Here is a 26,550-nt window from a genome sequence, read left to right on the forward strand (position 1 = left end):
AGGATGACCATGTTGTCAGGTCCCATCGACGTGACCAGTCTTCGCGGCCGCCACGAAACCCAACGCTGGAACCGGGTCAGCGTCGGCGATCTGTGCGAGCGGCTGATCTGGAGCCGCCCCGACAAGGCGGCGGTGGTGGGCCGCGACGGAGCCTACGCCTATCCCGAGCACCGCAGGCTGACCTACCGCGATGTCGACGAGCTGGCCAACCGGGTGGCGAACGCGCTCGCCGCGCAGGGCCTGCACGCGGGCGAGCGGGTGTCGCTGTTCTGCGAGAACTCGGTCGAGGCGCTGGTCACCAAGCTGGGCATCGCCAAGGCGGGCCTGGTGTGCGCGCCGGTCAACCCGTCGCTCGCACCAGACGTCGTCAGTTACCTCATCGAGCACGTCGAGGCCCGGTTCGCCTTCGTCGATGCCGAGTTCTGGCCGGTCGCCGAGGGCCCCGTCACCGCCGCCGGGCTGACCCCGATCGTTCTCCCGATCGGCGGGAACGTGCCCGAGGGTGTGCTGAGCTGGACCTCCTTCCTCGACGGCGCGCCGGCCGACGAGCCCGACGTCGCGATCCACGGTGACGACATCTGGCAGATCCTGTCCACCTCGGGCACCACGTCCATGCCCAAGGGCGTGATGCTGTCACACCACTACAGCTACCTCGCCGCGTACAGCTTCGCGTTACCGTTCAGCCGCGGCCTGCGATTCGAGTCCGACCTGGTACTGGGCACGTTCCTGCCCATCGTCTACCACATCGGCGACCAACTGATGCTCTCGACGTTCCTGACCGGTGGGACAATGGTGCTCGGCCGGCGTCCCGACGCCCAGCAGATCGCCGAAGCGATCACCCGCCGAGTCCGTCACAGCTCTGTGGGCTGGCTCGCCCGCGATGGTCAACGCACTGGTCGACGCGCTGTCGACCGACCCGGTCCGCTACGACGCTCGATCGCTGCGCGTGCTGGTCTACGGCTGGGCCGCGCTGCCGCCGGGCACTGTGGCCCAGCTCAAGCGGCTGTGCGGCGAGGAACTGCAGCCCATGGAGATCCTGGGGCAGACGGAGGCGATCGCGTGTCACCGCTTCTGGGTGGACCAGTGGCGGGACACCTTCCTGCGGACCGCGCCCGAACAGAACTACGTCGGACTCCCCAGCCCGCTGCTGGCCGCGAAGATCGTAGACGAACAGGGCCACGACTTGACGGACAAGCCAGGTACGCCCGGCGAGGTGGTCTACCGCTCGCCCGTAGTGACCGCCGGCTACTACCGCAACGAGGCGGCGACCAAGGAAGCGTTCCAGGACGGCTGGTTCCACTCCGGGGACAGTTGCCGCGACGACGCCGACGGCCTGCGCGTCATGCTCGACCGGTACAAGGACATCGTCAAGACCGGCGGGGAGAACGTCTCCAGCCTGCGCGTCGAGTCGGTACTGCACCAACACCCCGCGGTGGCCAAGGCCGCAGTAGTCGGCCTGCCCCACGAGCGGTGGGGTGAGGCGGTGACCGCGTTCGTGGTGCCCACCGACGGCCAGACGGTCACCGAGGAGGAGGTCACCGAGTTCTGCCGCTCCCGTCTGGCCGGGTTCGAAACACCCAAACGAATCGTGGTCACCGACGCGTTGCCCGAAACCGTCGGCGGCAAGGTGCTCAAGTACAAGATCCGGGCCGAGCACCAGACCCTGTACCACGGATGACCTACCGGCGGGTACTAGTGAGTTGACATTAACCTAGAGGTATGGCACACATCATCGCGGCGCGCCGCGGCGCGTGGCAGAAGGGCGACTCCCGCCGGCGCAACGAGGTTGGCGAGCCAACGGCGTGTGATGTTGGCGATGCCGAGCCGGCGGGTTGTAAATGGCTGATAACGTCTTGCTTGTTCGGAGTCGAAACGGGCGTGCAGGGGAACGAGCGAATGACCGGTGAAAGGGAAGATGGGCAGCGTTCGGGATCGGGCATTCCCACGGGGCCGCTGAGTGGCTTTCCCGCGGTGGGCGGCGGTTCGGCGTCACTGTGCGCTGGTTGTCGGCAGGCGGGGCGCTGCCGACTGGGAATCGAGGCGGTCGAAACGCGGGACGACGGTAGCGTGGTCGGGCGGTTTCGGCTGGGCGCCGAGCATGAGGGTGCCGGTGGCGTCGCGCATGGCGGGTCGGTCATGGCGGCCTTCGACGAGGTGTGCGGTGTGGTGCCGTGGTCCGCCTCCGTGCTCGCGGTCACGGCGGACATGCAGGTGTCGTTTCGCCGCCCGGTCCCCATCGAGCACGACCTCGACATCCGAGCGTGGTCGGAGAACCGAGACGAGCGCGGATGGTGGACCATTGCCGCGGAGCTGCTCCTGCCTGGGCCGAACATGGTCCTCGCGACCGCGCGGGGTCGTTTCGTCGAGCGCGATCCGGAACGTCACTACGCCCGCTTCCACCAGTGGCTGAGTGAGCGGACAGGTCGGACCAGCGATGCCCACGCCTGAGCGCGTCCGGACCGTGACCGTCGGTTTCCCGAACTAGGAGGGTGAACGGAGATGACAACGCGGGCGCTCGCCTATGAGCTCGTCGACGAGGTGGCCTGGGTGACGATCAACCGGCCGGAGGCGCGCAACGCGCTCAATTCGAAGGTTCGGTCCGCGCTGTTCGAGGCGTTCGACGCCTTCAACGCCGATCGCGACGCGAAGGTGCTGGTGCTCACCGGCGCCGGTGACGCTGCTTTCTGCGCCGGGGGAGACCTCAAGGAGATGGCCGACACGGAGTTGACTGTGCCGCCAGCGGACTTCGTTCCGCACCTCGGCCGCAACGTCAAGGTCGACAAGCCCACCATCGCGGCGGTCAACGGGGTGGCCTACGCCGGTGGTTTCCTGCTTGCCCAGATGTGCGACCTGGTCGTGGCCGCCGAGCACGCCCGGTTCGCGGTCACGGAGGTCAAGGTGGGCCGGGGTGCTCCGTGGGCCGCGCCGCTGCCGTGGCTCATTCCGCCGCGCGTGGCACTGCAGATCCTGCTGACCGGGGAGCCCATCGATGCCGCGCGGGCCCACCAGATCGGTCTGGTCAACGAGGTGGTCCCGGCCGGGGAGCTCCGGAAGGCGACGCAGCGCCTGGCGAAACGCATCGCGGCGAACGCGCCGCTGTCCGTGCTCGCCGCGAAGGCGATGGTGTACGCGGCCGCCGACCGCGGGTGGCACGACGCGCTGGACGAGGCTGACCGGATATGGGAGCCCGTCTACCTGAGTGAGGACGCGCAAGAGGGACCGCGCGCCTTCCGCGAGAAGCGCAAGCCGGTGTGGCGCGGCAGGTAGCCGATTGCGCCCGCGCAGACCCGGCGACTGGCACCACGGGATCCGACCCACACCGGGTAGGTCGGACAGCGTGCGTCGTCAACTAGCGGGGCGGGCGGCCCCACACCGGATTGCGGCCACGGCCTGTCCTTGTCTTCCCGCTGTGGGGCCACCCGGACGGTGTGCTCAAGCGCGCGGGCCACACCAGAGCCTTGATCGAAGCGTGCCCGGCTCGCCGGCCGCGCGCTCAGGCCGGTGCGATCCACGGCACGGGGGAGGGCGTGCTGAGGCTGTGGGGGCACTCCAACCGTTGTCGGTGTCAGAGCGAGGGCGGGGGTGCGCCTCAGCTGAGCCTGTGCTCAGTGGTGGCGGGTCGTCAGCGGTCGCCCGTGTGGGTTGGCGGCGTGTGGCTGGTGAGGAAGTTGTCGACAAGGTGTGCGCAGAACTGTTCGTCGTTGGGGGTGCCGGTGACGAGGCGGTTGAAGATGAGGGGGCCGATGAGTTGGGCGAGGGCGGTGGTGGTGTCGGTGCCGGGGCGGAGTGTGTTGTGGGCGGCGTCGCTGGTGAGGACGGCGTCGAAGGGTTGGCGGTATTGCTCGATGATGCGGCGGCGCAGGGTGTGCAGGTGTGGCCGGTCGCTCTGGGTGGGGGTCGAGGGTGTTGGTGCGATGCTCATGCCGAGCCAGGACAGCACGGTCAGTTGCAGGGGGGCGTGGTCAATGAGGTGGGCTTGGTTGGTCAGCAGCGTGAGCAGCCGTTCGCGTAGGGGGCCGTGGGCGGGTGCGGGTGCGACGGGGGGCAGCAGGCGTTCGAAGGCGGCGGCGAGCAGTTCGGTGCCGGTGCCGAAGTGGCGGTAGAGGGTGGCGCGGGCGATGCCGGCGGTGCGGGTGACCGCGTCGATGGTGACCGCGTCGATGCCGCCTTCGGCCAGTAGGTGGGTGGCGGCGTCGAGCAGCCGTGCGCGGGAGCGTGCCAGCCGCGGGTCTTCGTCCGGGGTGCTGGGTGTGGGGGCGGCGGTGGACATCGATCTCCTGCGTATCCGGAGGGCGGCGCGGGCGCGAGCAAGCCTAACGACAGCCGGACTTGTGAAACCGTCAGTCTAGGTCCGATACTGTCGGTTCACAAATGTTCGAGTCTTGCGGGTGATGCGTGTGGCGGAGTCGGCCGGGGAAGCGGGCGGGGCGCGCCGTGGCTGGACGCTGGCGGTGTCGTGTCTGGCCGTGGCGTTGGTGATGGCCGGGGTGGCGTCGCTGACCACGGCGTTGCCGGAGCTGGCTGCGGATATCGGGGCGAGTCAGACGCAGGCGACGTGGATTGTGGATGCCTACACGTTGGTGTTGGCGGGCGTTCTGTTGCCGGCGGGCGCGGTGGGGGACCGTCTCGGGCGGCGCGGTGTGCTATTGGCTGGACTGGTCGTGTTCGCGGTGGGTTCGGCGCTGCCGCTGGTGATGGACACGCCGACAGGGGTGATTGTGTGCCGGGCGGTCGCGGGGTTGGGGGCGGCGCTGGTGATGCCGGCGACGTTGTCCCTGCTGACCGCGGAGTTCCCTGCCCGGCAGGCCGCGCGTGCGGTGGGAGTGTGGGCGGGTTTTGCCGGGGCGGGTGCGGTGCTGGGCATTCTCGGGGCCGGCGCGTTGTTGGCGGTCTGGTCGTGGCAGGCGGTGTTCGTGGCCACAGCGGTGTTGGCGCTGCTGCTGGTGGTGGGTGGCTGGTTCGTGCCGTCGTCGCGTGAGCCCGCGGCGCCCGGGCTGGATGTGCCGGGGGCGGTGCTGTCGGCGGCGGCGGTGGGGTTGGTGGTGTTCGGGGTGATCGAGGCTCCCGATCACGGCTGGGACAGTGCGCTGGTGGTCGCCTCGCTCGGTGGTGGGGTGCTGGCGGGGGCCGGGTTCGTGCTCGTCGAACGACGACGGGCGGCACCGTTGCTGCAGGTCGGGTTGTTCGGCGACCGCGGGTTCGGTGCTGGCGCGGTGTCGCTGGTGGTGCAGTTCCTGGCCGCGTTCGGGGTGTTCTTCCTGCTGATGCAGCATCTGCAGCTGGTGTGGGGCTACTCGCCGCTGCGGGCGGGGCTGGCGTTGGCGCCGGTGGCCGTTCCGCTGGTCGTGGCCGCGGTGCTCGCACCGTGGGTGAGCGAGCGGGTGGGGTTGCGGGTGATGACCGGCGCCGGCCTGGCGCTGGTGGCTGGTGCGCTGGTCGGGATCGGCGGGCTGGGGGTGGACGAGGACTATCCGCGGCTGGTGGTGTTCCTCGGTGTGTTCGGGCTCGGTCTGGGCATCTGCGCGACACCGGCCACCGCCGCCATCGTGCGCGGGGTTCCCCGCGCCAAACAGGGCGTGGCCTCCGCGGTCAACGACGTCACCCGGGAACTCGGTGCCGCGGTGGGGATCGCGCTGGCCGGCAGCCTGCTCGCCAGCAGCTACCGCACCCATCTCGCCCCGCAGATCACCCACCTCCCCGCCGCAACTCGCGCCCAGGCCAGTGATTCGCTGGCCGCCGCGCTGCGGCTGGCCGGCGACACGCCCGCCGGACCTGATCTTGCCGCCGCGGCGCGGCGCGCCTTCGTCGACGGGTTCCACGACACCCTCAGCGCCCTTGCCGTGCTCACCGCGGTCACGGCCGTGGCGCTCACGGCGTGGGCTCCCGGACGCCACCGCGTGGACGGGCCGTCGCAGCCTGCGGAAACCTGCGGCAGTGACGCTACCGACTCTGCATTTGTCGCCGAACAGGACAGGAGTACTTCGTGACCGGACGACGCGTTATCAGCGACTACCCGCACCAGCTGGCCGGGCATTGCGGGTCAGGAGCGCTGCGCGACCTGATGCAGTGGGCCCGGCTGTCCTACGACGAGACGCCACTGGATGAAGGCACCGTGTTCGGGCTCGGCGGCGAACTCGGGTTCAGCTACCTGCGCCATCCCGCCATGAGCCCGCCGATCTACCTCGTGGGTCGGGGCCCCGACCTCACCGGTGGGTTCACCCGCCGTCTCGGGATCACCGCCACCCAGCATGCCACCGATGATCCCGACGAAGGCTGGGCCTGGGTCCGCGAGGAACTCGACCACGGGTATCCGGTGCTGTGCTGGGCCGACATCGCCCATCTCCCGTATCTGCGGGTGCGGCTGAGCATGAGCCGCCACGACATCGTGATCACCGGCTACGACGACCACACCCGTACCGCTACCGTCGTCGACAACGACCGCGCCGACCCCCAACCCGTCCCCTACGACGCGCTGGCCCGCGCCCGCAGCTCCACCGGATTCCCCGTACCCACCCGGCACACCACCTACCGGCTGCGCTACCCCACCCAGCTGCCGCCCCTGGCCGACACCGCCGCCGACGCCTGCCACGCTGCCGCTCGAGCTCTGCGAAATGCCCAGTCACTGCTGCCTGCCGGTCAACTCGACGGGGTGGCCGACCTCGTGCATGGCGCCGGCCTGGACGGCATCAGCGTCTTCGTCGACGACCTGCGGCGCTGGCCCGACGTGTTCACCCCCACGCAACTGGATACCGTGCTCACCGCGCTGGCCGCGTTCATCGACAAGGCCGGCACCGGCGGCAGCCTGTTCCGCCGGCTGCAAGCCGACTACCTGCACTACCTCAACCAGCGCGCCGGCCTGCCCATAGCAGGACAAGCCGCCGACCTCTACGCCCAGCTCACCCAGCTCTGGCACGGCCTCGCCCGCATCGCCACCGCCGACATCTCCACCACCACCCGCGTCACCGCGCTCGCCGACACCGCGGAACATCTCCCCGAACTCGAACAGCAAGGCGCCGATCTGCTCGACCTCCTCGCCCGCGAACTCAGCTCTTGACGCCCCGGAGACGCCGTGACCACTCCCACACCCCTCACCTACCGCCGCGCGGGCCTCACCCTGGCTGGTGACCACTGGACCGCACCACCAGCCACCCCATCGCGCGGCACCGCCGTCCTGCTCCACGGCGTCGGGCAAACCCGCCACTCCTGGCACCACACCGCCGCCCGGCTCGCCGGGCACGGCTGGACCGCGCTCACCCTCGACGCCCGCGGACACGGTGACAGCGACTGGGCACACCCCCACGACTACACCGTCGATCACCTCGTGGACGACCTCGTCCACATCGCCGGCACCCTCAACGACACCCCCGTGCTCATCGGCGCCTCCATGGGCGGTATCACCGCACTGCTCGCCCACGCCGACCACACCATCGCCCGCGCCCTCGTACTCGTCGACATCGCGCCCCAGATCAATCCCGCCGGCGCCGCCCGCATCCTCGATTTTATGACCCGCCACCGCGACGGCTTCGCCACCCTGGACGAGGCCGCCGCCGCGATCGCCGCCTACAACCCCCACCGAACCCGCCCCGCCACCACCCACGGACTCCGCAAGAACCTCCGCCAACACCGCGACGGCCGCTGGCGCTGGCACTGGGACCCGCAACTGCTCCAGTTCATCAGCGACACCTCCGCCCTCACCGACCTCACCACCCGCATGGACACCGCCGCCCAACAGATCACCATCCCCACCCTGCTCATCCGCGGCGAACTATCCGACATCGTCAACCACGACTCCGTCGACCACCTTCTCCACCACATCCCCACCGCCCACACCGCCACCGTCACCAACACCGCACACATGGTCGCCGGCGACGACAACGACATCTTCACCAACCACCTGATCGACTTCCTCAACCACCTCCTCCCCCTTCCACGCGCCGAATCGAGAAAGCGGAGCGGGCCAGGGACATGAATACCGGGACAGCGGCCGACACCGTTCCTCCGGCCTTGATCACCTGGCCTTCTGCCGCTACCGGATTGACCTGTTCCGCAGCTCCCGTGAGGGGAACGTCGGCTGGCCGACGAACGCCATCGCCCCGCCATCGCCACCCAGCTCGGTTACTCGGGCCCGGTGGTGCGTTGTCGGGTCTGTCAGATGAACGGTGGATCTGATCTTGGTTCTCGTTGGTGGTCGGGTCGAGGCGTCCGGGGAAGGTGATCGCGAACGCGTTTAACGGCGCTTTCCAGGCACTTCAGCGCCGCGGCGTCGGAGGGGAAATGACCGCGGGCCTTGATTGCCCGCCGGTAGCGGGCGTTGATCGACTCGATCGCGTTCGTGGTGCAGATGACCTTGCGAATCTCGACGTCGTATTCGAGGAACGGCACGAACTCGGCCCAGGCGTTGCGCCACAACGCCACGATCGCCGGGTACTTGTCCTGCCACTGCTTCGCGAACTCGTCGAACCGGTCGGTGGCCGCCTGCTCCGATGGCGCCGTGTAGATCGGCTTCAGACCTCGCACGATCGCATCCCGGTGTTGGCGTCCGGCATAGCGGAACGAGTTACGGATCAGGTGGATCACGCATTGCTGCACGATGGTGTGTTCCCAGGTCGTGGTGATCGCTTCGGGTAGGCCCTTGAGCCCGTCGCAAACCGCGATCAGCACATCGGTCACGCCGCGGTTCTTGAGCTCGGAGAAGACCTGCAGCCAGAACCGTGCCCCTTCACCACCATCGTCGCCGGCCCAGATACCGAGGATGTCTCGTTCACCGCTGGTGGTCACCCCGACGACGACATAGAACGGCTTGTTCACGACCTGGCCGCCACGAACCTTGATCACCAGGGCGTCGACGAAGATCACCGGATAGATCGAATCGAGCGGCCGTGACGACCACTCGGCCATCTGGTCGACGACCTTGTCGGTGATCTTGGAGATCGTCTCCTTGGAGACCTTGGCCCCATAGACCTCGTCGAAGTGCGCGGCGACCTCGCCGGTGGTGAGCCCGCGGGCGGTCAACGACAGCACGATCTCGTCGATACCGTCCAACCGCCGCTGCCGCTTACGCACGATCTTCGGGTCGAAAGACGCGTCAGTGTCGCGGGGCACGTCGATCTCGACCGGGCCGATCTCGGTCAGCACCGTCTTCGACCTGGTCCCGTTGCGGGAGTTCCCGCTGTTGCGACCCATCGGGTCATGGCGTTCATAGCCGAGATGGTCATCCATCTCGGCCTCTAACGCCGTCTCCAGCACGTTCTTCGTCAGCCGGTTCAACAGCCCGTCCGGGCAGACCAGATCGACGCCCTGTTCCTTGGCCTGCGCCAACAGCTGCTCAGCCAACTGCCGCTGATCGATGCTCTCTCCGCTCACAGGATCGAGCATCTCTTCCGAGCCAACCTCACGATCGCTCGGATCAGTCATGGTCATTGGTCATGTCCTCTCGGTCAGACCAAGACCAGATCCACCGTTACCCGGACAGTCCCCAGATCAGACCCGATTCGTGGCCCAAGTCAGGTCCCCGGTGTGCTGGAGCGCTATCAGCGGCGCACGGTGCGATTGATCGAGCAACTACGCGGCGTCGTCAGAGAGCTTGCGGGCCGCGCGTCGGCTCGGTTGCTACCCGTGATGGGAATCGCTGCGGGCAAGGACACTGCGGTGCGTGCGTTGTTGGGTATCGCCTTGCCCGAGCGGACGGTGCCGCGGGTGCTGGGGATCGATGACTTCGCTCTGCGTCGCGGCCGCCAGTACGCCACGGTGTTGATCGACGCCGACAGCGGCGTCCGCATCGACGTGCTGCCCGGCCGTGGCGCGAGCGTGGTCGCCGACTGGCTACGTGGCCATCCCGGCGTCGAGATCGTGTGCCGCGACGGGTCGAACACCTACGCCCAAGCCGTCCGCGATGCCGACCCGGCCGTGCAGCAGGTCGCGGACCGGTGGCATCTGTGGCACGGCCTGGCTGAAGCAGCGGCCAAAGAGGTGGCGGCCCACTCTGCCTGCTGGGCCGGGGCAACCGGCGTCCAGGACGGGCCGCTGGCTCGCACCAACATCGAGCGCTGGCATCAGGTGCATGACCTACTCAAGCAAGGTCACGGACTGTTGGAGTGCACCCGGCGGCTGAATCTGTCTCTGAACACTGTCAAGCGCTATGCCTGTGCGACTGCGGTAGACCGGCTTCGCCCGGGCGCTTCGGCTTGGGTCTTCTGTCGGAGTCTTCCATAGGGTGTCTGTCCGTTGAGGCTGCCGTGGGGGCGGTCGTAGTTGTAGTAGTCCTGCCATTCTTTGAGGCGGGCGTTGAAGACGTTGACGTCGTCGATGACGATGCCGTCGAGCAGGCGGTAGAACTCGTCGGCGTCGATCCGGTGAGACCGCTCCACTTTGCCGTTCAGTCGTGGCGTGCGGGGCTTGATGTAGACGTGCCCGATGCCCTTGTCGAGCACGTGCCAGTGGAACTGGGTGCCGAACTCGGTGCCGAACTCGGTGCCGTTGTCCGTCTGGATCTTCTCTACAGCGAACGGCAGCTGGGACAGCACGTAGTCCAGGAACTGGATCGCGGTCTTCTGGTTGAGCGTGGGGTAGATCTTCAGGATCCGCAGCCGGGTGCAGTCGTCGATCGCGGTGAACTAGTAGAACTTGCCGCGCCGCCCGACCGGCTTGAGCGAGACGCCGGTCTTGCTGACCTTGGGCAGGGGTTCGACGAACTTGACGTCGATCTGCACCTGATGTCCCGGGCGTTGCTTCTCGTAGCGCTTCCATCGGCGATCGTGGCGCTGATATCGCTGCGATGTGGGCAGCCGGCCCATGCCCAAGTGGCACAGGATTCGCCACACGGTCGAGCGGCTGATGGTGACGTCGTGGTAACGCTGCAGGTACATCGCGATCTTCTCCGGCCCGAAGTGGTAGTTGCGCCGCAGGTGGATGATCTTGTCCACCACGTCGGCGCGGGTGGCGTTCGGGCTGGTCCGCGGCCGCTTCGACCGATCTCGTAGCCCGTCGACGCCGTCGGCCTCGTACCGGCGCAGCCACTTGTAGTACGTCGGCAGGCTGATGCCGTAGTAGCGGCACGTCATCGCGACGTTGCCGGACACTTCCTCCGCATGACGAAGGACCGCGAGGCGCCGACGCACCTCGCGGTCCAACACGGGCTCACTCACCCGGATCCCTATGATCAACAAGCCCAGGTGTCAACCATCTCCCGCAGTTTAGACCGACACGCCCGTTCGTGGTCAAAGCCATCGCCGTCGGTCCATCCACAGTGGATCTGTCTGCAGCGCTGGATGGTGGGTTGTGCCTCGTGCGCATCCCCAAGGGCAGCTTGGGTGAAGACACCACTCGGCTGTTGGGCTCGCTGATCGTGGCGCGCGTGTGGCAGGCCACCACCGCGCGGGCCGCGTTGGCGCAGCGGCAGCGCAGGGACGCCTCGTTGTATGTGGATGAGGCGCACAACTTCCTCAATCTGCCCTACGCCATGGAAGACATGTTGGCCGAGGCGCGGGGCTGCCGGCTGTCGATGACGCTGGCGCACCAGCACCTCGGGCAGCTCGGGAAAGACTTGAAGGAAGGGATCTCCACCAACGCGCGCAGCAAGATCCTCTTCAATGCCTCGCCCGAGGATGCCCGCGAGCTGGCGCGGCACACCGCGCCCCGAATCGGCGAACACGATCTGGCGCACCTCGGTGTGTTCCATGCGGCAGTCCGCCTCGTGGTGGGCGGCGAGGAAACCCAGCCGTTCACCGTGACCACCGAACCGTTGCCCCCTGCGATCCGCGGTCGAGCCCGGCTCGTGCGCAAGACCGCTGCGCGCCATACCCGGCCGTTGTCCGCCTCGGCCGAGGGCCGCGACGCGTCCGGGCCGGACGACACCGGGACCGATCCCCGCCGCGCCACCTGATTCCCGCTACCCCAGCGGAGCGGGCCGCACCGACCAGATGGGTACAGCCCGCCCCGCTGCTCTCGTTTTCCTGCACACGGTCCGCAAAGGAGATTGCGTGTTCGACCCCACGTCTGCCCAGAGGGACTTGCGTGCCCGGGTGCCCGCCCGTACGAGCGCGCGGGTCGCGGCCACGGCCGATCACCTGGCCACCGTTGCCGCGCACCTCACCGCGCGGGATCGGTGGCTGGCGCGGATGCTCGCCGAACACCGCACGCTGACCTCCACCCAGATCACCCAAATCGCCTTCCCGAGCCGGCGCGCAGCCAACCAGCGGCTGCACAAACTGCACCAGTGGCGGGTGCTCGACCGGTTCCAGCCCTACATCGGGCGCGGCCGGGCACCGATGTTCTACGTCCTAGACACCGCTGGCGCTCACCTGCTGGCGCACGAGGACGGCCTTGATCCCCGCGACCTGGGGTCCCGCCCGCAACGCCAAACAGCCGGCGCGCAGGATGTCCTCGGTGCGCGGCCCCACGCTGAGGAGAACACCCGGGAGAACACGGACACGAGGTTATCGACCGCCGCTTCCTTCGACCCCTCCAAGGGATTCAGGCAGGGTGTCGGTCCGGGCGAGTCGGCGTCGAAGAGCACCACCTTCTCGGCGGCGTGCTCCGGCAGGCGCTGCAGCACATCGGTGATCAGGTCGCCCTTGGGGTCGATGACCACCCCACCCCGGCCGTGCTCGGCATCGGCCAGGATCATCCGCGTCAGCATGGTGGATTTCCCGCTGCCGGTGGCGCCGAGCACGTGCACGTGGTGCCGGGCGTCGGAGACCTGGAGCCCGACCGGGCGGGTGTGCCCGGTATCGGAAACCCCGATGGGCCGGATCAGCTCACCCTCGGTGGGCGTATTCGGCGGGGTGGCACGGCCTTTGCTCTCGCTCGCGCGAGGCCGGGCAGAGCCTCGTCGGTGGGCAGGTGCGCCAGCGCGGCCAGCTCCGGCACCGACAGCAGGTCGCCGCGCCGCAACCGCCGCCGCGCCATGGCCGTCAGCGGGTTGCGCAGCCGGCGGCGCTGGTAGTGGTTGTGCTCGGTGTAGCCGGAAAACGCACTCGCGATCGCATGTGCCCGGCCCCGCAACTGGTCGCGCACCCGTGTGATCTGTTCGGGCGGCGTCTCGGCGGGCACGGTCGTGGCAACTGCGTACCGAATCACGGTCTCCCACTGCGAGCCGCGCTGCTTGCCGACGATGGCGCGGTTCTGCGCCTGGTACTCCAACGACGTTTGCGGGTCGAGCTTCGGCTCACCGGCGCGGCTCACCGCCGTCGGCGTGGGACCCGGCGTGATCGCGTCCAGGAGTCGGCCCACCGGCCGGGTGGAGCGCCCGGCGTGCAGGTGCCGCGCGGCGCGCCTGCTTGACCCGCCGACCAGTCACTGGTCGCGCGAGCACCTGCACACACGCCCCGTCATACACGCCCAGACCGACCGGAGCACCGAGCAGCGCCCGGATAGGGTCCACGTCGAAATCGCTGCGGATCGGCAGGGCTTCCGAGCGAGCCAGCCGCAGTACACCCCCGGTGACCAGTCGGCGCCGGCCACCGTCGGCCCTGGTGGGCAGCGGAGCCGCTGCCGGCTCGGTGGTGGTGTGCGATCCGGGCCAGGCCGCTTCGACGGCACGCTCGACCATGCCCGGCGGTACTGTGCCCGGCACCCACAGCCGGATCTGTACGCCGTCGTGGCCGAACACGTACTCCCATGCCAGATGGGGCTGCCCCTGCGCGAGCCGAGTCCACATGGGACGCAGAAGTCCGACGAGGTTCGACCATACTGCTGGCGCGCCCTCCGGGTCGACCGTGGGCGGGGCCAGGATCGTCACGATGCGAGCGTTGTCGTGCAGGGCGTCCTGGCAACGGTTGGACCACCAGCGTCGCAGCGCCCACAGCGCCGTAATGGTGATCAGCAGTGCGAGTGCGGCGATCGGACCCCAGGCCTGCATCCAAGACCAGGCCGTAGTGAGCAGCGCACGGATCGTGCCCCAGGGATCGGTGAGCAGCCCGCCGAGCGGGCTGTCCACGGGCGAACTGAGCGGAAACACAAGTAATAACCTCCCGATATGAGGAACTGAAGGCGGGACAGCGAGCCGCGAGCTAGGCGGCGTGCGTGTCGGTCCGGCGGCCGTCGCGGCGGCGCAATGACGGCGCGCTGGTGATCGAACGGACGCGGCCGGTGCCCCGGCGGGCCTCGCGCTCGGCGTCGACTTCGGCCTGCCACTGCGAGAACCGACGACCCTGCAAGCGCCGCAGGAAATGGGGAATGCGGTTTGATGGCACGCCCACCAAGCGAGGACCTAGCACCGCCAGCAGGTCGGACGCTTCTTGCGAGGACCATCCGGCTTCGGCGATGGCCTGCTCGTCCGCGAACACATCGGCCACCCGGTCCGTCGCGGCGTCGATCCGGCCGTCTTGCGTGCCGCCGTAGGAGTAGACCCATAAGAAGTTCTCGGGCGGGTCCGGCTCGACGAGTCGCCGGAAGCGGTGGATCTCCTTGGTATAGGCGTAAAAGGTCACGTCAGGAGCAGAGCGCATGATGCGCAGCCAGCTGCGGGTGTAGTCGTCGGAAAAGAAGTCGCCCGAGTCGTGCACCCGCACGAACCGGCCGCGGAACTTCGGTGCGGCCAGTTCGGCGAGCATCGCCTGCTCCCACCCGGCCGGATCGTCCAGCACGAATATCAGGTTCGCCTGGTGCTTGGCGCGCACAGTCGGCCACAAGTAGGTTCCGTGTCGGGCGTAGCAGACGTGGCGGCAGATTCCTGCTGACGGGCAGGTGTTGTAGGTGCGGCCGTCAGGCAACCGGCCAGCCCAGGCGGGCAACGTCGTCACAGCGCGGCCACCGCAATGCTGACCGCAGGCGCTTCGCTGGCCGAGATCGGCCAGGTGCTGCGTCATCGTGATCCGATCACGACCACGCTCTACACGAAGGTCGACGTGGCGGCCCTGCGTCCGGTCGCCCGTCACTGGCCTGCTTCGGACGGTACGGCATGAGCGCATTGCGTCCAGCCCTCGCCGACTATCTGGGTGTCCGCCGCGGACTCGGTTTCCGGCTAGATCGGGCGGAGAAGCTGCTCGGCCAGTTCGTCGCCCGCTTCGCGGCTCGTTTGACAGACCCGCTCCGAGGTAGTGGCGCTGGCCGGCCGCACGGCTCCCCCTTTTCCTCCTGAGTATTTCAGCGTACGGTGAACTCTACCGCTGGGTACAGGGTGATCGTGATGCTCGGTTCGGCCACCAGGGTGGAGGTGGGTGAAATTGAGGTACCGGGATCCGTACGGGCTGGCATGGCAACAGCTGGGCAACGCGCTGTGGGATGTGTTGGCAGTCGCGTGGTGGATGCTGGTGGCTGCCAGCGTCGCGTTCGGTGCATGCTGGTGCATGGGGCAGTTCATGTATATGGAGTGGGTTCGCGAACATCCTCCGCCCCGCCTCCGGTTCTTTGCCGAACGCAGGCTGCGTCAGGACATCGCCCGCGGGTTGGGCGATCTTGAGGACTACCTGCGCAAATGCGATCCAGTACACCTTGACGACCGGCCAGCTCGGGCCGGACGGTCCCGAACTTGGAGGGGGTGGTGCCGACCTTGAAACAGACTCCGATGGCCCGGACGCCTCCTGAGTCTACGGTTCGCAGTTCGATCTCTGACTGCAGCCCCAACACCGGCCGCTGGGGGCCGACGAGTTCGAACCTGTGCCCGGCGGGACGTCGGTGCCAACCACGGCTCGGTGGCGGCCAAACGGATCGGGGGCGGCTGGAGCGTCCGGGCTGTGAGGCGACATCGACGCCGGGCCGAGTCCTGTGAGGAACGTGTCAGTGGCCCGCAGGCTGCAGCGGCTGCGGGCAGCATCCCCGCAGGTCGTACCGGGTGGGCCTGGCTGGATGGGTGATGGTGAGCAGATGATGGCGAGCCGCTGGCAGGACGAGGGCGAGGGGCTGCTCCGGGTGGTGGAGCGCATCGCCCTGATCCTGAACGAGGCGGGGTCCCACGGATGTCGGCCAGGGTGTTCGCCTACATGCTCGCCGACGACGCCGAACGCTACACCTCCGCCGCGCTCGCGGAAGGGCTTCGGGTCAGTCCGGCCGCGATCTCGGGGGCGGTGCGCCATCTCACCGCGACGCGGATGGTGGTCAAGGAACGCCAACCCGGGAAGAGGGCGGAGCTCTACCGGGTCTGTGACGGCAACGTCTGGGGCATGGTCGTGGCCCCTGGATCCCGGTTCTCAAGCAGTGGCAGTCCACGCTGGAGAGCGCCACGGTCGAGCTCGGCGCTCCCGGCGGTGAAGGCCACCGATTAGCCGAGGCGACGACGTTCATCGCGTTCCTGCGCAACGAGCTGGAGGGAATGCTGGAGCGCTGGTCTGATCACCGGCTGGATCCTCGGTGACCGAGACACCGGCGGTGATGGTCGACCGCGTTCGGCCGTGCGGGCAGACGGGGTCGACGTGGTGGGGCTGCTGAACGTGCCCCCGGTGGTTCGGCTCCGGATGCTTCCGGGGGGCTCGTTCAGTCGCGGACCTCGATGTGGTGTCGGTCGGTGGCCTCGGCCTGCTGGTTGAGCATGGTCAGCAGCTTGTCGCCCTCGACGTCAAGGTCCGGCAGCAGGCGGTCGAGCCAGCGGGGCAGCCACCATGCTCGTTCGCCGAAGAGGGCCATGAGCGCCGGGACGAGGGTCAGCCGGACGACGAAAGCGTCGATGAGGATGCCAGCGGCGAGAGCGAAGCCGATCTGCTTGATCATGATGTCGTGGCTGAAGATGAAGCCGGAGAACACCGCGACCATGATGATGGCGGCCGCGACGACGACCCGGCTGGCCTGGTCGAACCCATGGACGACGCTGTGTCGGGCCGGCTGGCCGTGGATGTGTGCCTCGCGCATCGAGGAGACCAGGAAGACCTCGTAGTCCATGGCGAGTCCGTAGAGGATGCCGGTCACGATGATCGGCATGAAGCTCATGAGTGGGCCGCCGGTGTCGAACCCGAAGAGGCCGCTGAGCCAGCCCCACTGGAAGACGGCGGTGGTGGCACCGAAGGTGGCCAGGATGCTGAGCAGGAAGCCGGCTGTGGCCTTGATCGGGACGACCACGGAGCGGAAGACGAGCATCAGGATCAGGACGGAGAGGACGATGATGATGCCGAGGTAGAGCGGAAGGACATCGGCGAGTTTGTCGGACATGTCGATGCCGATGGCGGTGAACCCGGTCACGCCCAGCCGCACCTGGTTGCTCTGGGCGATCGCGTTGCTGGGCTCGCGCAGCGACTTCACAAGATCGCTGGTGGCCTCGTCGCTGGGGCCGGAGGTGGGGATGACGCTGAACACGGCCAGGTCGCCGGCCTCGTTGACGCCGACGGGTGCGGCCAGCACGATGTCGTCTCGGTGTTGGAACTCGTCGGCCAGTTTCGCGGTCAGCTCGGGTGTGACGCGGCCTGCGGTGCCGGTGGGCTCCGCGGTGACCAGGAGCGGGCCGTTGAATCCCTCACCGAAGCCTTGGGAGACCGCCTCGTAGCTCTGTCGGGCGGCGGTGTCCTGGTTCGCGGTCGCACCAGTTGGGATGCCCAGGTTCATGCTGGCCGCGGGGATCGCCATCACGCCCAGGATCGCGACCACGCCGCCGATGACGGGCCACCGGAACCTGATGACACCCTTGACCCAGTGGTCAGCGACGCTGTGGGACTCCGCGTCCGCCTTGGCGTAGCGTCGGGCTCGGGCCTTGTCCGAGCAGATCCGCTCCCCGACCAGCCCTAACAGCGCGGGCAGCAGGGTCAGGGCGATGAGCACGGCCAGGGCCACCGTGGACGCCGCGACCAGGGCCATCGTGGAGAGCATCGCGATGTCGATGACGGTCAGCGCGGTCAGCGCGATGAGGACGGTCAGGCCGGCGAAGAAGACCGCGCTGCCTGCGGTGCCGACAGCTCTGCCTGCTGCCTCCTGTGCGGTGAGTCCCTGATCGAGAATCAGCCGTCGCTGCCGGTTGACAACGAATAGGGCGTAGTCGATGCCGACGGCGAGGCCGACCATGAGACCGAGCACGGGCGTGGCGGAGTTCATCTCGACGGCCGTGGAGAGCGCGTACGCGCCGCCCACGCCGATGCCGATGCCGACCAGCGCGGTGATCAGGGGCAGGCCGGCCGCGATCAGCGAGCCCAGGGTGAGCACCAGCACCAGGGCGGCGACGGCGAGACCGATCACTTCGCCAACACCGACCGGGATCTCGATGGCCTTGAGCGAGTCGCTCGGGAGAACGGTGATCCCCGTACCCTGCTCGGCACGCTCCACCACCTCGACCACCGAGCTGACGTCCTCAGGTGTCAATGAGGTGGAGGCGACCGTAAACTGGAACTGGAACAGCGCGACCTGCCCGTCCGAGGACACGAGCACGCCGGGCACCGGTGCCCCGTCCACCAGCAGCGGCTGGTAGGGAGGCGCCTGCCCGTGGTCCGGCCCGGCTGGCGGAGTGCCCGGTGCCTTCTCCTCGGGCGTGCCTGGGGTGCCCTCCTCCGAGGTACCCGTGGCGAGGTCAAGGGGATTGACGACCTTGTCGAGGTCATAGACGTCGCTGACGGTGCCGCTGATCACCGCGAGTCGCTCCGCCGTGTCGAGGCGCTCACCGTCGGGCGCGGTGAAGACCACACTGGCCTGCCCTCCCGAGGCGGCGGGGAGCTCATCGGCTACGCGGTCGAGCACAGTCTGGGCCTCGGTGCCCTCGATCTTCATCTCCGAGCTGACGCTCACCCCGTTGATGGCGACCGCACCGACGACCACTGCGAGGGCGGCGAGCCAGCCCGCAATGAACAGCCACGGCCTGCCGAACGCCGTTCGTCCGAGCCGGTACAAGAAAGTGGACATGAGGGACTGGTGCTCCTTGAGGGCAAAGAGGGGCGGTGTCTAGAAGGTCTAGAAGCCGTGGCGCAGGTAGTCGAAAGTGATGTCGAGGAACGAGCTGTAGTCCATCGACGCGGGGCTGGGGTCGTACTCGCCGCCGAGGTCCACATCAAGGGTTCCCTCTAGAGCGGCCATCACGGCGCCGTACACGGCACCGAACAACAGCGGCACGTAGACGGTGGGGTACCGGTCCCCCGCCACCGAGCCCAAGAGTTCCTGCGCGGTATGGCGCATGCGTTGCTGAACGCCCAGCACGTGGGGCTCCAGGGTCGGGTACCGCCGCGCCATCGCCATCAGCTCGCGCATCCTCACCAACGCGTCCGTGGTGAACTGCGTCTTCATCACAGCCAACAGGACGTCGAGCAGCGGCAGGTCAGCGGGAAGGCCGGCCAGGATCGCGCTGGCGTCGTCGACACCACCGAACGCGACCGAAGCGACCGCCTCCTCCTTGCAGGAGAAGTGGTTGCCGAAGGTCCGCCGCGAGTACCCCGCCCGCTCCACCACGTCCGCGGTGACAAACCCCGACAAGCCGCGCTCACGGGTCAGCTCGAACGCCGCCTTGGCCAGCGCCTCTCTCGTCGCCTCGCGCTTGAGGTCCCGCAACCCACGATCCACGCCCTCAGTATGCCCACCTCTGCCCAATGAGCAAAATTGCCCAATGTGCACATCGATGCTGGCCTCGGCGCAGTTGCTCCCAGGCAGCCGTCCGGCGACGGCGGGCCGCTGGCGTGACGGCACGACGGGCTTCGCAGCGGACGGCGAGGTCGGAGGCCCCCTGAGAATCGGAGGTGCCACTCGTCGCGGCATCCGGCTCAAGCAAGCCGCTGAGGCGCGTGGGGTTGAGGTGCTCGTTTCCTGCGCCTGCAGGATCCGTGGACGAGGCGGGTTTGAGTGCCGTCCGGCCTGCTGGGTTTCCCGTGGTGGACGAGGTAGTCGCTTGAACGCCCTGCGGGTGACAGGCAGCCACCATCGTTGCCATTCGTGTGCGGAATGTGGCCCGACTTGGGCCACGAAACCGGTCTGATAGTTGGCACGGTCTTCGACCTGGTCGGCGCCGGGCACACACCAGCGCGCCGCGCTCGCGATATCGCAGATTCCGGGCCCCGCCCTGGCTCGCCACGCTGTCGGCCTCGACAATCTGACCTCGGCAAGCCAGGACGATCTGGTGGCCGTGCTTCTCCCGGCCTCGCCCCGGCTCTGGCCACGCGAGAATGGCGGGCTGGTGCGCTCGCTGTCCCTCCACCGGTTATGGTTGGTACATGCAACCGCTTGGGTCGAAGGCCGACCTGGTCTCGGTGGAGTCCATCGAGCAGGAGCTGACTTTGTTGGTGCGGCGCGCCCAGAAGGTGCATCTGCGCGGGGGCCCGACCGAGCAGGTCGTGGAGAGGGCCGCCTACGGCATCCTTGCGTGGCTCCATGACACCGGCCCACTGCGGCCCAGTGCGCTGGCAGCACACTTCCACCTGGACGCCTCGACGATCAGCCGGCAGGTCGCCTCCCTGGAGCAGGCCGGCCTGATCACGCGGGAAGCCGACACCGAGGACCGACGCGCCTTCCGACTGCGACTCACCGAGCGCGGCCGAGACGTCCTGACCACGACCCGGGCGGAACGACGCGGTGTCGTCCGGAAGCTGCTGCAGTCGTGGTCGCCCGAGGACCTGGCGAACTTCGCTTCCCTGCTCGCCGCGTTCAACGCCGGCCTCGACAAGCATCTGGCCTCGGACCCGAACAGCACAGAACGGAGCCAGCGATGAGCACGCCGTCTTCCCCCGAAGCCGGTGCCCCTGGGGCACCCGGCGAACAGGTGATGCCGGGGCTGACGCACCGGCAGATCCTCACCGTCCTGGTGGGGCTCATGATGGGGATGCTGGTCGCCGCCCTGTCCCAGACGATCGTGGCCACGGCGCTGCCCACCATCGTCGGTGAGCTCGGCGGCCAGGACCAGCTGGCCTGGGTCGTCTCGGCCACCTTGTTGACCTCGACCGCCTCCACACCGATCTGGGGCAAGCTGTCGGACCTGTACGGCCGCAAGATCATGTTCCAGTCCGCGATCGGGATCTTCCTGGTCTCCTCCCTGGCCTCGGGGTTCGCCCAGAACATGGGGCAACTCGTCGGATTCCGGGCCGTGATGGGAATCGGCGTTGGTGGGCTGATGGCACTGTCCCAGGCGATCATCGGCGACGTCGTCAGCCCCCGCGAACGCGGCCGCTACCAGGGCTACATCGGCTCGGTCTTCGGCCTGGCCACCGTCGCCGGGCCACTGCTCGGTGGCTTCCTGGTCGAGCACCTCTCGTGGCGGTGGACCTTCTGGGTCGGAATCCCCATCGGCATCGCGGCCCTGGCGGTGACCGAACGTGTGCTGAAGCTGCCGTTCCCGCGCCGCAGGCATGCCATCGACTGGTTGGGGGCCTTCTTCATCGTCGCCGGGATCAGCGCCCTGCTGTTGATGCTCTCGCTCGGCGGCAAGGAGTTCGCCTGGAACTCGGGCTGGACCTACGGGCTGACCGCGGTGGCGGTGCTCATGCTCGCGCTCACCGTCTGGCAGGAGCGCCGGGCGGTCGAACCGATCATGCCCCCGCGACTGTTCGCCAACCACACCTTCGTCATCACCAGCCTGGCCGGTTTCGCGGTCGGGGTCGCCATGTTCGGCGCCATCATCTTCCTCCCGCAGTACCTGCAGATCGTCAAAGGCGAGTCACCCACCGCATCCGGCCTGCTGACGCTTCCCCTGATGGTCGGCCTGCTGGCCACGTCCATCGCCTCCGGACGCATGATCACCCACACCGGCCGCTACAAGATCTACCCCGTCGTCGGCCTGTTGGTCGCCGTCCTGGGGCTGACGCTGATGAGCCGGATGTCGGTGGACACCTCGCTGTGGCTGGCCGGGGTGTTCATGTTCATCACCGGCGCAGGCATCGGCATGGTGATGCAGGTCCTCGTGCTGGCGACCCAGAACGCCGTGCCCCACGCCGACCTCGGCGTCGCGACCTCCGGAGCCACCTTCTTCCGCTCCCTCGGCGGCGCGATGGGAGTCGCAGTCTTCGGCGCACTGCTCACCCACCGCCTCCGCGACACCATCCCCGCGCAGCTCAAGGCGGCCGGGGTCACCGCCGACCAGATGCCCGCCGGGACTGCCACCCAGGGCAGCCCCGAACAGATCGCGGCGCTGCCCGAGCCCATCCATCTCGCAGTCACCACCGGGTTCGCCGAGGCGCTGCAAACCACCTTCCTCGCCGCCGTACCGTTCGCGCTGCTCGGGTTCGTCACCCTGCTCTTCCTACGCGAAACCCCGCTGCGACAGACCCACGGACACACCTCCGCCGAGGACCTCGCCACCGCATTCGAAACCTCGGTCGACCCCGACGCGCATCTCACCGACCACGAGAACCGGCCCGGATCGGGCGAAGTCTCCAGGAAGGTTGGTCAGCCGGGTGACTGATGGACGGCCTCCGAGGGTCTGTCAAACAAATTTCGGACGGCGCCCCAGCCGCGGTCCTGCCGAGAGGCTGCGCTGGGAGCCGTGCTCAAGGGTGCTGGTGGGCGCGTCGGAAGTGGCTCGGTGAGGAGCCGGTCCATGCTTTGAAGGCGTGCGAGAAGTTGGTGACGTCGCTGTAGCCGAGTTCGGCGGCGACCTCACTGACCGACGTGGATCGGTCGAGCAGCCGTATCCGGGCACGGTCGAGCAGGGACTTCTGGAGGAGTTCGCGGAAGCTGGTTCCCTCCGCGGCGAGGCGGCGTTTCAGGGTGCTCGAGGAGATCGAGAACTCATCCGCGACTGACTGGATCGTCTTCACCCCTGGCCTGTCGTCCAACAGCTCCCGCACTCTGCGGGTGAAGTCCTGGGGGCCAGCCCGACGTTCGAGCGCCTGCTGGAGGTCAGTTATGGCGACTTCGTAGGCGAGTGGGTCGGGGAAGCGGCAGGCCGTGTGCAGCGTCCGTGCAGGGATATGCAGGTAGGACAAGGGGGCGTCGAAGACGAGCCGACCCCCTGGCCATGCCTCTCGAGACAGGACGCTCGGCTCCGGCCAGCGACTATGCATGGTCACCTCCGACGTGTCGCCGACCAGCAGGTCGATCAACCGCATGAGGGCCAGGCCGCAGTAGGTGACGACTAGACAGTCCAGGTCGGGTTCTCCTGCGTTCCCGGACAGCCGAATCGTCAGGTCCTCCGGCTGGCGATCGAACTGGGTGGTGACGGCCTTGGTGATAACCGGAAGATAGGTCAGCAGCTGCACGACCTCGGCGACGGTTCCTGCGCTGACCAGCGGCACGCTCATCGGCCCGAAGGACGTGAGCTGGGCCTGTTCCGCGCAGGCGATCCCCAGCCGGGTCGCCTGCTCGGCGTCGAGTTCGGGATAGACCTCGCGAAACCACCGCAGCGGTGCTTGCGCTTGGGTCTGAATCAGAGTCAGCTCGCCGGTTCCCTCGCGCGCCATGATGGCGCGGAACTCCTCCACGGCGTTCTGATCGATCGCTGAACTGCTCAGCAGTTGCACGAACACAAGAGATGGGACGCCTGGCTCGTCTCTCCACATGGCGATCCTCACGTGATCCGAACTCACAACAGGATGGCGCGGCTTCGACATGGCCTTGTCGGACGCCGACGACAATCATGAAGGAAGTGTCCGTCTTGTGGTCAAGAGTGGGGTAGTTGTCGATGGCAGTCGTTACTTTCGTGTCGCACGACGGGGAGAAGCACGAGGCGCCCCTCGAGGAGGGCTGCTCGCTGATGCAAGTCGCGACGAACAACGCCATTCCGGGCATCGATGGCGACTGCGGCGGAGAGGCCGCCTGCGGCACCTGCCACGTGATCGTGGATCCTGCCTGGGCCGACAAGGTCGGCCCGTCCGGTCCGGTGGAAGAGGAGATGCTGTCGATGAACCCCGAGCGACAGGCGACGTCTCGGCTGTCCTGCCAGATCAAGGCCTCCGAGTCATGGGATGGCCTGACCGTGCAACTGCCCGAATTCCAGATGTAGCAGGAGGTGTCGACGAGATGAAGATCCCTGAAGCAGTCAAGAGGAAGGTCGAGGCCGCCATCCCGCTGGATCGACAGGTCCAGGCCGCACACCTCTACGACAAGGGCCGACGCTGGCTGACCCGCACGAACGGGCAGAAGATGTTCGTCGAACGCCCGATCCCGCCGGTCGAAGAAGTCGCGCTCGAAGACATCGACCTCAGCAACCCGTTCCTCTACCGGCAGGGGCGCTGGGCCTCCTACTTCAAGCGCCTACGCGACGAGGCCCCGGTCCACTACCAGCCTCACAGTCCCTTCGGACCGTTCTGGTCGGTCACGCGTCACGCCGACATCATTGCGGTGGACAAGAACCACGAGGTCTTCTCCGCGGAACCTCTCATTGTCATCGGGGCGCCGCCGCGGTTCATGGACATCGCGATGTTTATTGCCATGGACCCGCCCAAGCACGACGTTCAGCGCCGCGCCGTCCAAGGGGTGGTGGCTCCGAAGAACCTCCGCGAGATGGAGGGCCTCATTCGCGAGCGCGTCAGGGACGTCCTGGACAACCTGCCCGTCAACGAACCCTTCGACTGGGTGAGCACCGTGTCGATCGAGCTCACCGCCCGCATGTTGGCGACGCTACTGGACTTCCCCTTCGAGCAGCGGCACAAGCTCGTCGAGTGGTCAAACCTGGCCACCTCGATGGAGCAGGCCAACGGAGGCCCCTCCGACAACGACGAGCTGTTCCGCGGCATGGTGGGCATGGCGCGTGGACTCAGCACATTGTGGCATGACAAGGCCGCCCGCCTCGCGGCCGGTGAAGAGCCCGGGTTCGACCTCATCACCATGCTGCAGAGTAATGAGAGCACCAAGGATCTGATCAAGCGTCCCATGGAGTTCGCCGGCAACCTGATCCTGCTCATCGTCGGGGGCAACGACACAACGCGCAACTCGATGAGTGGTGGCGTTCTCGCGCTGAACCAGTTCCCCGACCAGTTCGAGAAGCTCAAGGCCAATCCGGACCTGATCCCGAACATGGTCTCAGAGATCATCCGCTGGCAGACTCCGCTTGCCTACATGCGCCGGATCGCCAAGACCGACACCGTGCTCAACGGCCAGTTCATCCGTAAGGGTGATAAGGTGGTGATGTGGTATGCGTCCGGCAACCGCGATGAGACTGTGTTCGAGCGACCGGACGAGTTGATCATCGACCGGCCCAACGCCCGCAACCACATCGCTTTCGGGTTCGGCGTGCACCGGTGCATGGGCAACCGGTTGGCCGAGCTGCAGCTGCGGATCCTCTGGGAGGAGATCCTCCCGCGCTTCGAGAGGATCGACGTAGTCGGGGAGCCGGAATACGTCCAGTCCAACTTCGTTCGGGGCATCAGCAAGCTGATGGTCGAGCTCACCCCCAAGGGCGCCGGATGAGCTCAGCGCGCGCGGTGGTGGTGGGTGCCAGTCATGCCGGGGCGCAGCTGGTCACCAGCCTCCGCCAGGAGGGCTGGTCCGGTGAGATCGTGCTGGTCGGTGACGAGTCGGTGCTGCCCTACCAGCGACCTCCTCTGTCGAAGGCTTACCTCGCTGGCAAGTGCTCGCTGACGGAGTTGGCCATTCGCTCCCAGGACTTCTACCTCAAGCAGGGCATCGAGTGCCTGGACGCCTGCGTGGAGGAGATCGATCGTTCGGCTCGCCAGGTCCTGCTCAGCACGGGGGACAGACTGTCCTATGACGCCCTGGCTCTCTGCACCGGCGCACGCCCACGACGCCTGCGCGCCGCCGGCACCCAGCTCGACGGGGTGCACTACCTACGTCGGTCATCTGATGTGCAGCGGATCCGCGAGGACGCCATCCCCGGACGGCGTGCCGTCATCGTCGGTGGTGGCTACATCGGCCTGGAGACCGCCGCGTCGTTGCGCGCGCTGGGTCTTGACGTCACCGTGCTGGAGGCCGCAGACCGTGTCCTCGAGCGGGTGACCGCTCCTGAGGTGTCGGCATTCTTCACGCGCGTCCACCAACATGAGGGAGTCGACGTGCGGACGAGCGCATCGGTCGAGGCCCTGGTCGGCGACCACCGCGTCCGCGAGGCGGTCCTGGCGAGCGGCGAGCTTATGGCAGCCGATCTCGTGATCATCGGGGTCGGTATCGAACCGACCACGGAACTGGCCGAGGCAGCCGGCCTGGCGGTGGACGACGGGATCTTGATCGACGCGCACGCGCGCAGCAGTGATCCCACCATTGTGGCCGCCGGGGACTGCGCCTCGCAGGACATGCCACGCTACGGCCGACGGATCCGCCTGGAGTCGGTGCCGAGCGCGGTGGAGCAGGCGAAGGTGGCAGCGGCGACCATCTGTGGAACGGACAAGGAGGTCACGGCGCTCCCGTGGTTCTGGTCGGATCAGTATGACCTCAAGCTCCAGATCGCGGGACTCAACACGGGCTATGACGACATCGTCCTGAGCGGTGACCCGACCGCCGACCGCGATTTCACCTGCTACTACCTCCGGAAGGGCGAGCTGATAGCCGCTGACTGTGTCAACCGTCCCCGGGACTTCATGACCACCAAGCGCATGCTCGGCCAGGGGACCGCAGTCGATATGGCCGCCCTGACAGCAGAGGTTGCGGTGTGACGAAGGGGGCCGACCGCTGACCGTGGTCACCACCGAGGCACCGCCCAGTGCGGCGAACAAGGATGACTTGGATGTCGACAGCGTGGACGGCGATGGGGCTTCTGTCTAACATCCTGGGCGTCCGTGAATCGCGTCGGTTGCAGACGTGAGGCACGTCCCCAGAGACGCACGCGGTCCTGCA

20 protein-coding genes and 6 pseudogenes are annotated in these 26,550 nt (G+C 67.8%); 17 read left to right on the forward strand and 9 right to left on the reverse strand.

The features are described 5' to 3' along the window. Positions 1-9: 9 nt before the first annotated feature. From ACFSZT_RS09090 to ACFSZT_RS09105, 4 genes and pseudogenes are all read left to right on the forward strand, one after another. Positions 10-780: pseudogene (locus ACFSZT_RS09090) on the forward strand (AMP-binding protein); the annotation flags it as partial. A gap of 100 nt (positions 781-880) precedes the next feature. Next, on the forward strand, positions 881-1,678 hold the full coding sequence (locus tag ACFSZT_RS09095) for a class I adenylate-forming enzyme family protein (protein ID WP_377388610.1): 798 nt from the start codon (positions 881-883) through the stop codon (positions 1,676-1,678). Between the two features lie 41 nt (positions 1,679-1,719). Continuing rightward, positions 1,720-2,448 (forward strand): PaaI family thioesterase, encoded by a 729-nt coding sequence (locus ACFSZT_RS09100; protein ID WP_110341414.1) that lies wholly within the window; start codon positions 1,720-1,722, stop codon positions 2,446-2,448. A gap of 51 nt (positions 2,449-2,499) precedes the next feature. After that, complete coding sequence (locus ACFSZT_RS09105; RefSeq protein WP_110341412.1) at positions 2,500-3,267, forward strand: enoyl-CoA hydratase/isomerase family protein; 768 nt, start codon at positions 2,500-2,502, stop codon at positions 3,265-3,267. 355 nt (positions 3,268-3,622) lie between these two features. On the opposite strand, the gene ACFSZT_RS09110 is transcribed toward ACFSZT_RS09105, so the two are convergent. After that, positions 3,623-4,270 carry a TetR/AcrR family transcriptional regulator gene (locus tag ACFSZT_RS09110; protein WP_110341410.1) on the reverse strand — a complete coding sequence of 216 codons (648 nt, stop codon included), beginning with the start codon at positions 4,268-4,270 and terminating at the stop codon, positions 3,623-3,625. A gap of 121 nt (positions 4,271-4,391) precedes the next feature. Here ACFSZT_RS09110 and ACFSZT_RS09115 point away from each other — a divergent pair, with 121 nt between their 5' ends. Genes ACFSZT_RS09115 through ACFSZT_RS09125 form a run of 3 tightly spaced genes read left to right on the forward strand, consistent with a single transcriptional unit; the run spans position 4,392 to position 7,969 of the window. Continuing rightward, positions 4,392-5,987, forward strand: coding sequence for an MFS transporter (locus tag ACFSZT_RS09115; protein ID WP_110341594.1), 1,596 nt, complete (start codon positions 4,392-4,394; stop codon positions 5,985-5,987). Then, positions 5,984-7,054 (forward strand): BtrH N-terminal domain-containing protein, encoded by a 1,071-nt coding sequence (locus ACFSZT_RS09120; RefSeq protein WP_110341408.1) that lies wholly within the window; start codon positions 5,984-5,986, stop codon positions 7,052-7,054. The genes ACFSZT_RS09115 and ACFSZT_RS09120 overlap by 4 nt, the downstream gene beginning before the upstream one ends. A 15-nt stretch (positions 7,055-7,069) precedes the next feature. Continuing rightward, positions 7,070-7,969 carry an alpha/beta fold hydrolase gene (locus ACFSZT_RS09125; RefSeq protein WP_110341406.1) on the forward strand — a complete coding sequence of 300 codons (900 nt, stop codon included), beginning with the start codon at positions 7,070-7,072 and terminating at the stop codon, positions 7,967-7,969. A gap of 179 nt (positions 7,970-8,148) precedes the next feature. Here the strand turns inward: ACFSZT_RS09125 and ACFSZT_RS09130 are convergent, their stop codons facing one another. Further along, the gene (locus ACFSZT_RS09130) at positions 8,149-9,375 is read right to left on the reverse strand and encodes an IS256 family transposase (protein WP_377388630.1); all 1,227 of its coding nucleotides are present in this window, start codon (positions 9,373-9,375) and stop codon (positions 8,149-8,151) included. 129 nt (positions 9,376-9,504) lie between these two features. Here ACFSZT_RS09130 and ACFSZT_RS09135 point away from each other — a divergent pair. After that, positions 9,505-10,167, forward strand: a pseudogene (locus ACFSZT_RS09135) (transposase); the annotation flags it as partial. Here ACFSZT_RS09135 and ACFSZT_RS09140 read toward each other — a convergent pair. Next, positions 10,137-10,523 carry an integrase core domain-containing protein gene (locus ACFSZT_RS09140; RefSeq protein ID WP_220818056.1) on the reverse strand — a complete coding sequence of 129 codons (387 nt, stop codon included), beginning with the start codon at positions 10,521-10,523 and terminating at the stop codon, positions 10,137-10,139. The pseudogene ACFSZT_RS09135 and the gene ACFSZT_RS09140 sit on opposite strands and share 31 nt — an antisense overlap. Before the next feature lie 90 nt (positions 10,524-10,613). Continuing rightward, positions 10,614-11,144, reverse strand: coding sequence for a helix-turn-helix domain-containing protein (locus tag ACFSZT_RS09145; protein ID WP_199542774.1), 531 nt, complete (start codon positions 11,142-11,144; stop codon positions 10,614-10,616). A 56-nt stretch (positions 11,145-11,200) separates the two neighbouring features. Here ACFSZT_RS09145 and ACFSZT_RS09150 point away from each other — a divergent pair. Together ACFSZT_RS09150 and ACFSZT_RS09155 are read left to right on the forward strand one after the other, a co-directional pair. Continuing rightward, positions 11,201-11,881 (forward strand): annotated as a pseudogene (locus ACFSZT_RS09150) (TraM recognition domain-containing protein); the annotation flags it as partial. A gap of 235 nt (positions 11,882-12,116) precedes the next feature. Next, a pseudogene (locus ACFSZT_RS09155) lies at positions 12,117-12,296 on the forward strand (replication-relaxation family protein); the annotation flags it as partial. A 42-nt stretch (positions 12,297-12,338) separates the two neighbouring features. Here ACFSZT_RS09155 and ACFSZT_RS09160 read toward each other — a convergent pair. Next, positions 12,339-13,858, reverse strand: a pseudogene (locus tag ACFSZT_RS09160) (helicase HerA domain-containing protein); the annotation flags it as partial. A 151-nt stretch (positions 13,859-14,009) separates the two neighbouring features. Next, positions 14,010-14,807, reverse strand: a complete 798-nt coding sequence (locus ACFSZT_RS09165; protein WP_158559813.1) for a GP88 family protein — start codon at positions 14,805-14,807, stop codon at positions 14,010-14,012. A gap of 1,089 nt (positions 14,808-15,896) precedes the next feature. On the opposite strand from ACFSZT_RS09165, the gene ACFSZT_RS09170 reads away from it, so the two are divergent. After that, positions 15,897-16,202, forward strand: coding sequence for a MarR family transcriptional regulator (locus ACFSZT_RS09170; RefSeq protein ID WP_110341397.1), 306 nt, complete (start codon positions 15,897-15,899; stop codon positions 16,200-16,202). 208 nt (positions 16,203-16,410) lie between these two features. Here the strand turns inward: ACFSZT_RS09170 and ACFSZT_RS09175 are convergent, their stop codons facing one another. Both ACFSZT_RS09175 and ACFSZT_RS09180 read right to left on the reverse strand, forming a co-directional pair. Further along, positions 16,411-18,750, reverse strand: a complete 2,340-nt coding sequence (locus ACFSZT_RS09175; RefSeq protein WP_110341395.1) for an MMPL family transporter — start codon at positions 18,748-18,750, stop codon at positions 16,411-16,413. Between the two features lie 48 nt (positions 18,751-18,798). Further along, entirely contained in the window at positions 18,799-19,401 is a 603-nt protein-coding gene (locus tag ACFSZT_RS09180; RefSeq protein ID WP_199542772.1) for a TetR/AcrR family transcriptional regulator, read from the reverse strand. A 412-nt stretch (positions 19,402-19,813) separates the two neighbouring features. On the opposite strand from ACFSZT_RS09180, the pseudogene ACFSZT_RS09185 reads away from it, so the two are divergent. The 3 genes and pseudogenes from ACFSZT_RS09185 to ACFSZT_RS09195 all read left to right on the forward strand — a co-directional run. Then, a pseudogene (locus ACFSZT_RS09185) lies at positions 19,814-19,960 on the forward strand (TetR/AcrR family transcriptional regulator); the annotation flags it as partial. Positions 19,961-20,045: 85 nt separating this feature from the next. Further along, entirely contained in the window at positions 20,046-20,540 is a 495-nt protein-coding gene (locus ACFSZT_RS09190; RefSeq protein ID WP_233520116.1) for a MarR family winged helix-turn-helix transcriptional regulator, read from the forward strand. Next, positions 20,537-22,225, forward strand: a complete 1,689-nt coding sequence (locus ACFSZT_RS09195) for an MDR family MFS transporter (protein ID WP_110341391.1) — start codon at positions 20,537-20,539, stop codon at positions 22,223-22,225. The genes ACFSZT_RS09190 and ACFSZT_RS09195 overlap by 4 nt, the downstream gene beginning before the upstream one ends. A gap of 85 nt (positions 22,226-22,310) precedes the next feature. Here the strand turns inward: ACFSZT_RS09195 and ACFSZT_RS09200 are convergent, their stop codons facing one another. Further along, positions 22,311-23,282, reverse strand: coding sequence for an AraC family transcriptional regulator (locus ACFSZT_RS09200; RefSeq protein ID WP_233520115.1), 972 nt, complete (start codon positions 23,280-23,282; stop codon positions 22,311-22,313). A gap of 161 nt (positions 23,283-23,443) precedes the next feature. On the opposite strand from ACFSZT_RS09200, the gene ACFSZT_RS09205 reads away from it, so the two are divergent. Genes ACFSZT_RS09205 through ACFSZT_RS09215 form a run of 3 tightly spaced genes read left to right on the forward strand, consistent with a single transcriptional unit; the run spans position 23,444 to position 26,369 of the window. Next, entirely contained in the window at positions 23,444-23,764 is a 321-nt protein-coding gene (locus ACFSZT_RS09205; RefSeq protein WP_110341590.1) for a 2Fe-2S iron-sulfur cluster-binding protein, read from the forward strand. Between the two features lie 17 nt (positions 23,765-23,781). After that, positions 23,782-25,170 (forward strand): cytochrome P450, encoded by a 1,389-nt coding sequence (locus ACFSZT_RS09210; RefSeq protein WP_110341387.1) that lies wholly within the window; start codon positions 23,782-23,784, stop codon positions 25,168-25,170. A gap of 14 nt (positions 25,171-25,184) precedes the next feature. Beyond that, entirely contained in the window at positions 25,185-26,369 is a 1,185-nt protein-coding gene (locus ACFSZT_RS09215; RefSeq protein WP_377388618.1) for an NAD(P)/FAD-dependent oxidoreductase, read from the forward strand. Positions 26,370-26,550 lie beyond the last annotated feature (181 nt).

The sequence above is a fragment of the Prauserella oleivorans genome (genome assembly GCF_042685745.1).
GTDB lineage: Bacteria > Actinomycetota > Actinomycetes > Mycobacteriales > Pseudonocardiaceae > Prauserella_A > Prauserella_A oleivorans.

What these genes read in the sequence shown, in the direction of transcription:
- ACFSZT_RS09165 (WP_158559813.1), bottom strand. Translation starts at nt 14,807, where the DNA reads ATGACGCAGCACCTGGCCGATCTCGGCCAGCGAAGCGCCTGCGGTCAG.
- ACFSZT_RS09110 (WP_110341410.1), bottom strand. Translation starts at nt 4,270, where the DNA reads ATGTCCACCGCCGCCCCCACACCCAGCACCCCGGACGAAGACCCGCGG.
- ACFSZT_RS09210 (WP_110341387.1), top strand. Translation starts at nt 23,782, where the DNA reads ATGAAGATCCCTGAAGCAGTCAAGAGGAAGGTCGAGGCCGCCATCCCG.
- ACFSZT_RS09115 (WP_110341594.1), top strand. Translation starts at nt 4,392, where the DNA reads ATGCGTGTGGCGGAGTCGGCCGGGGAAGCGGGCGGGGCGCGCCGTGGC.
- ACFSZT_RS09105 (WP_110341412.1), top strand. Translation starts at nt 2,500, where the DNA reads ATGACAACGCGGGCGCTCGCCTATGAGCTCGTCGACGAGGTGGCCTGG.
- ACFSZT_RS09095 (WP_377388610.1), top strand. Translation starts at nt 881, where the DNA reads ATGGTCAACGCACTGGTCGACGCGCTGTCGACCGACCCGGTCCGCTAC.
- ACFSZT_RS09130 (WP_377388630.1), bottom strand. Translation starts at nt 9,375, where the DNA reads ATGCTCGATCCTGTGAGCGGAGAGAGCATCGATCAGCGGCAGTTGGCT.
- ACFSZT_RS09100 (WP_110341414.1), top strand. Translation starts at nt 1,720, where the DNA reads ATGGCACACATCATCGCGGCGCGCCGCGGCGCGTGGCAGAAGGGCGAC.
- ACFSZT_RS09190 (WP_233520116.1), top strand. Translation starts at nt 20,046, where the DNA reads ATGCAACCGCTTGGGTCGAAGGCCGACCTGGTCTCGGTGGAGTCCATC.
- ACFSZT_RS09175 (WP_110341395.1), bottom strand. Translation starts at nt 18,750, where the DNA reads ATGTCCACTTTCTTGTACCGGCTCGGACGAACGGCGTTCGGCAGGCCG.
- ACFSZT_RS09195 (WP_110341391.1), top strand. Translation starts at nt 20,537, where the DNA reads ATGAGCACGCCGTCTTCCCCCGAAGCCGGTGCCCCTGGGGCACCCGGC.
- ACFSZT_RS09205 (WP_110341590.1), top strand. Translation starts at nt 23,444, where the DNA reads ATGGCAGTCGTTACTTTCGTGTCGCACGACGGGGAGAAGCACGAGGCG.
- ACFSZT_RS09170 (WP_110341397.1), top strand. Translation starts at nt 15,897, where the DNA reads ATGTCGGCCAGGGTGTTCGCCTACATGCTCGCCGACGACGCCGAACGC.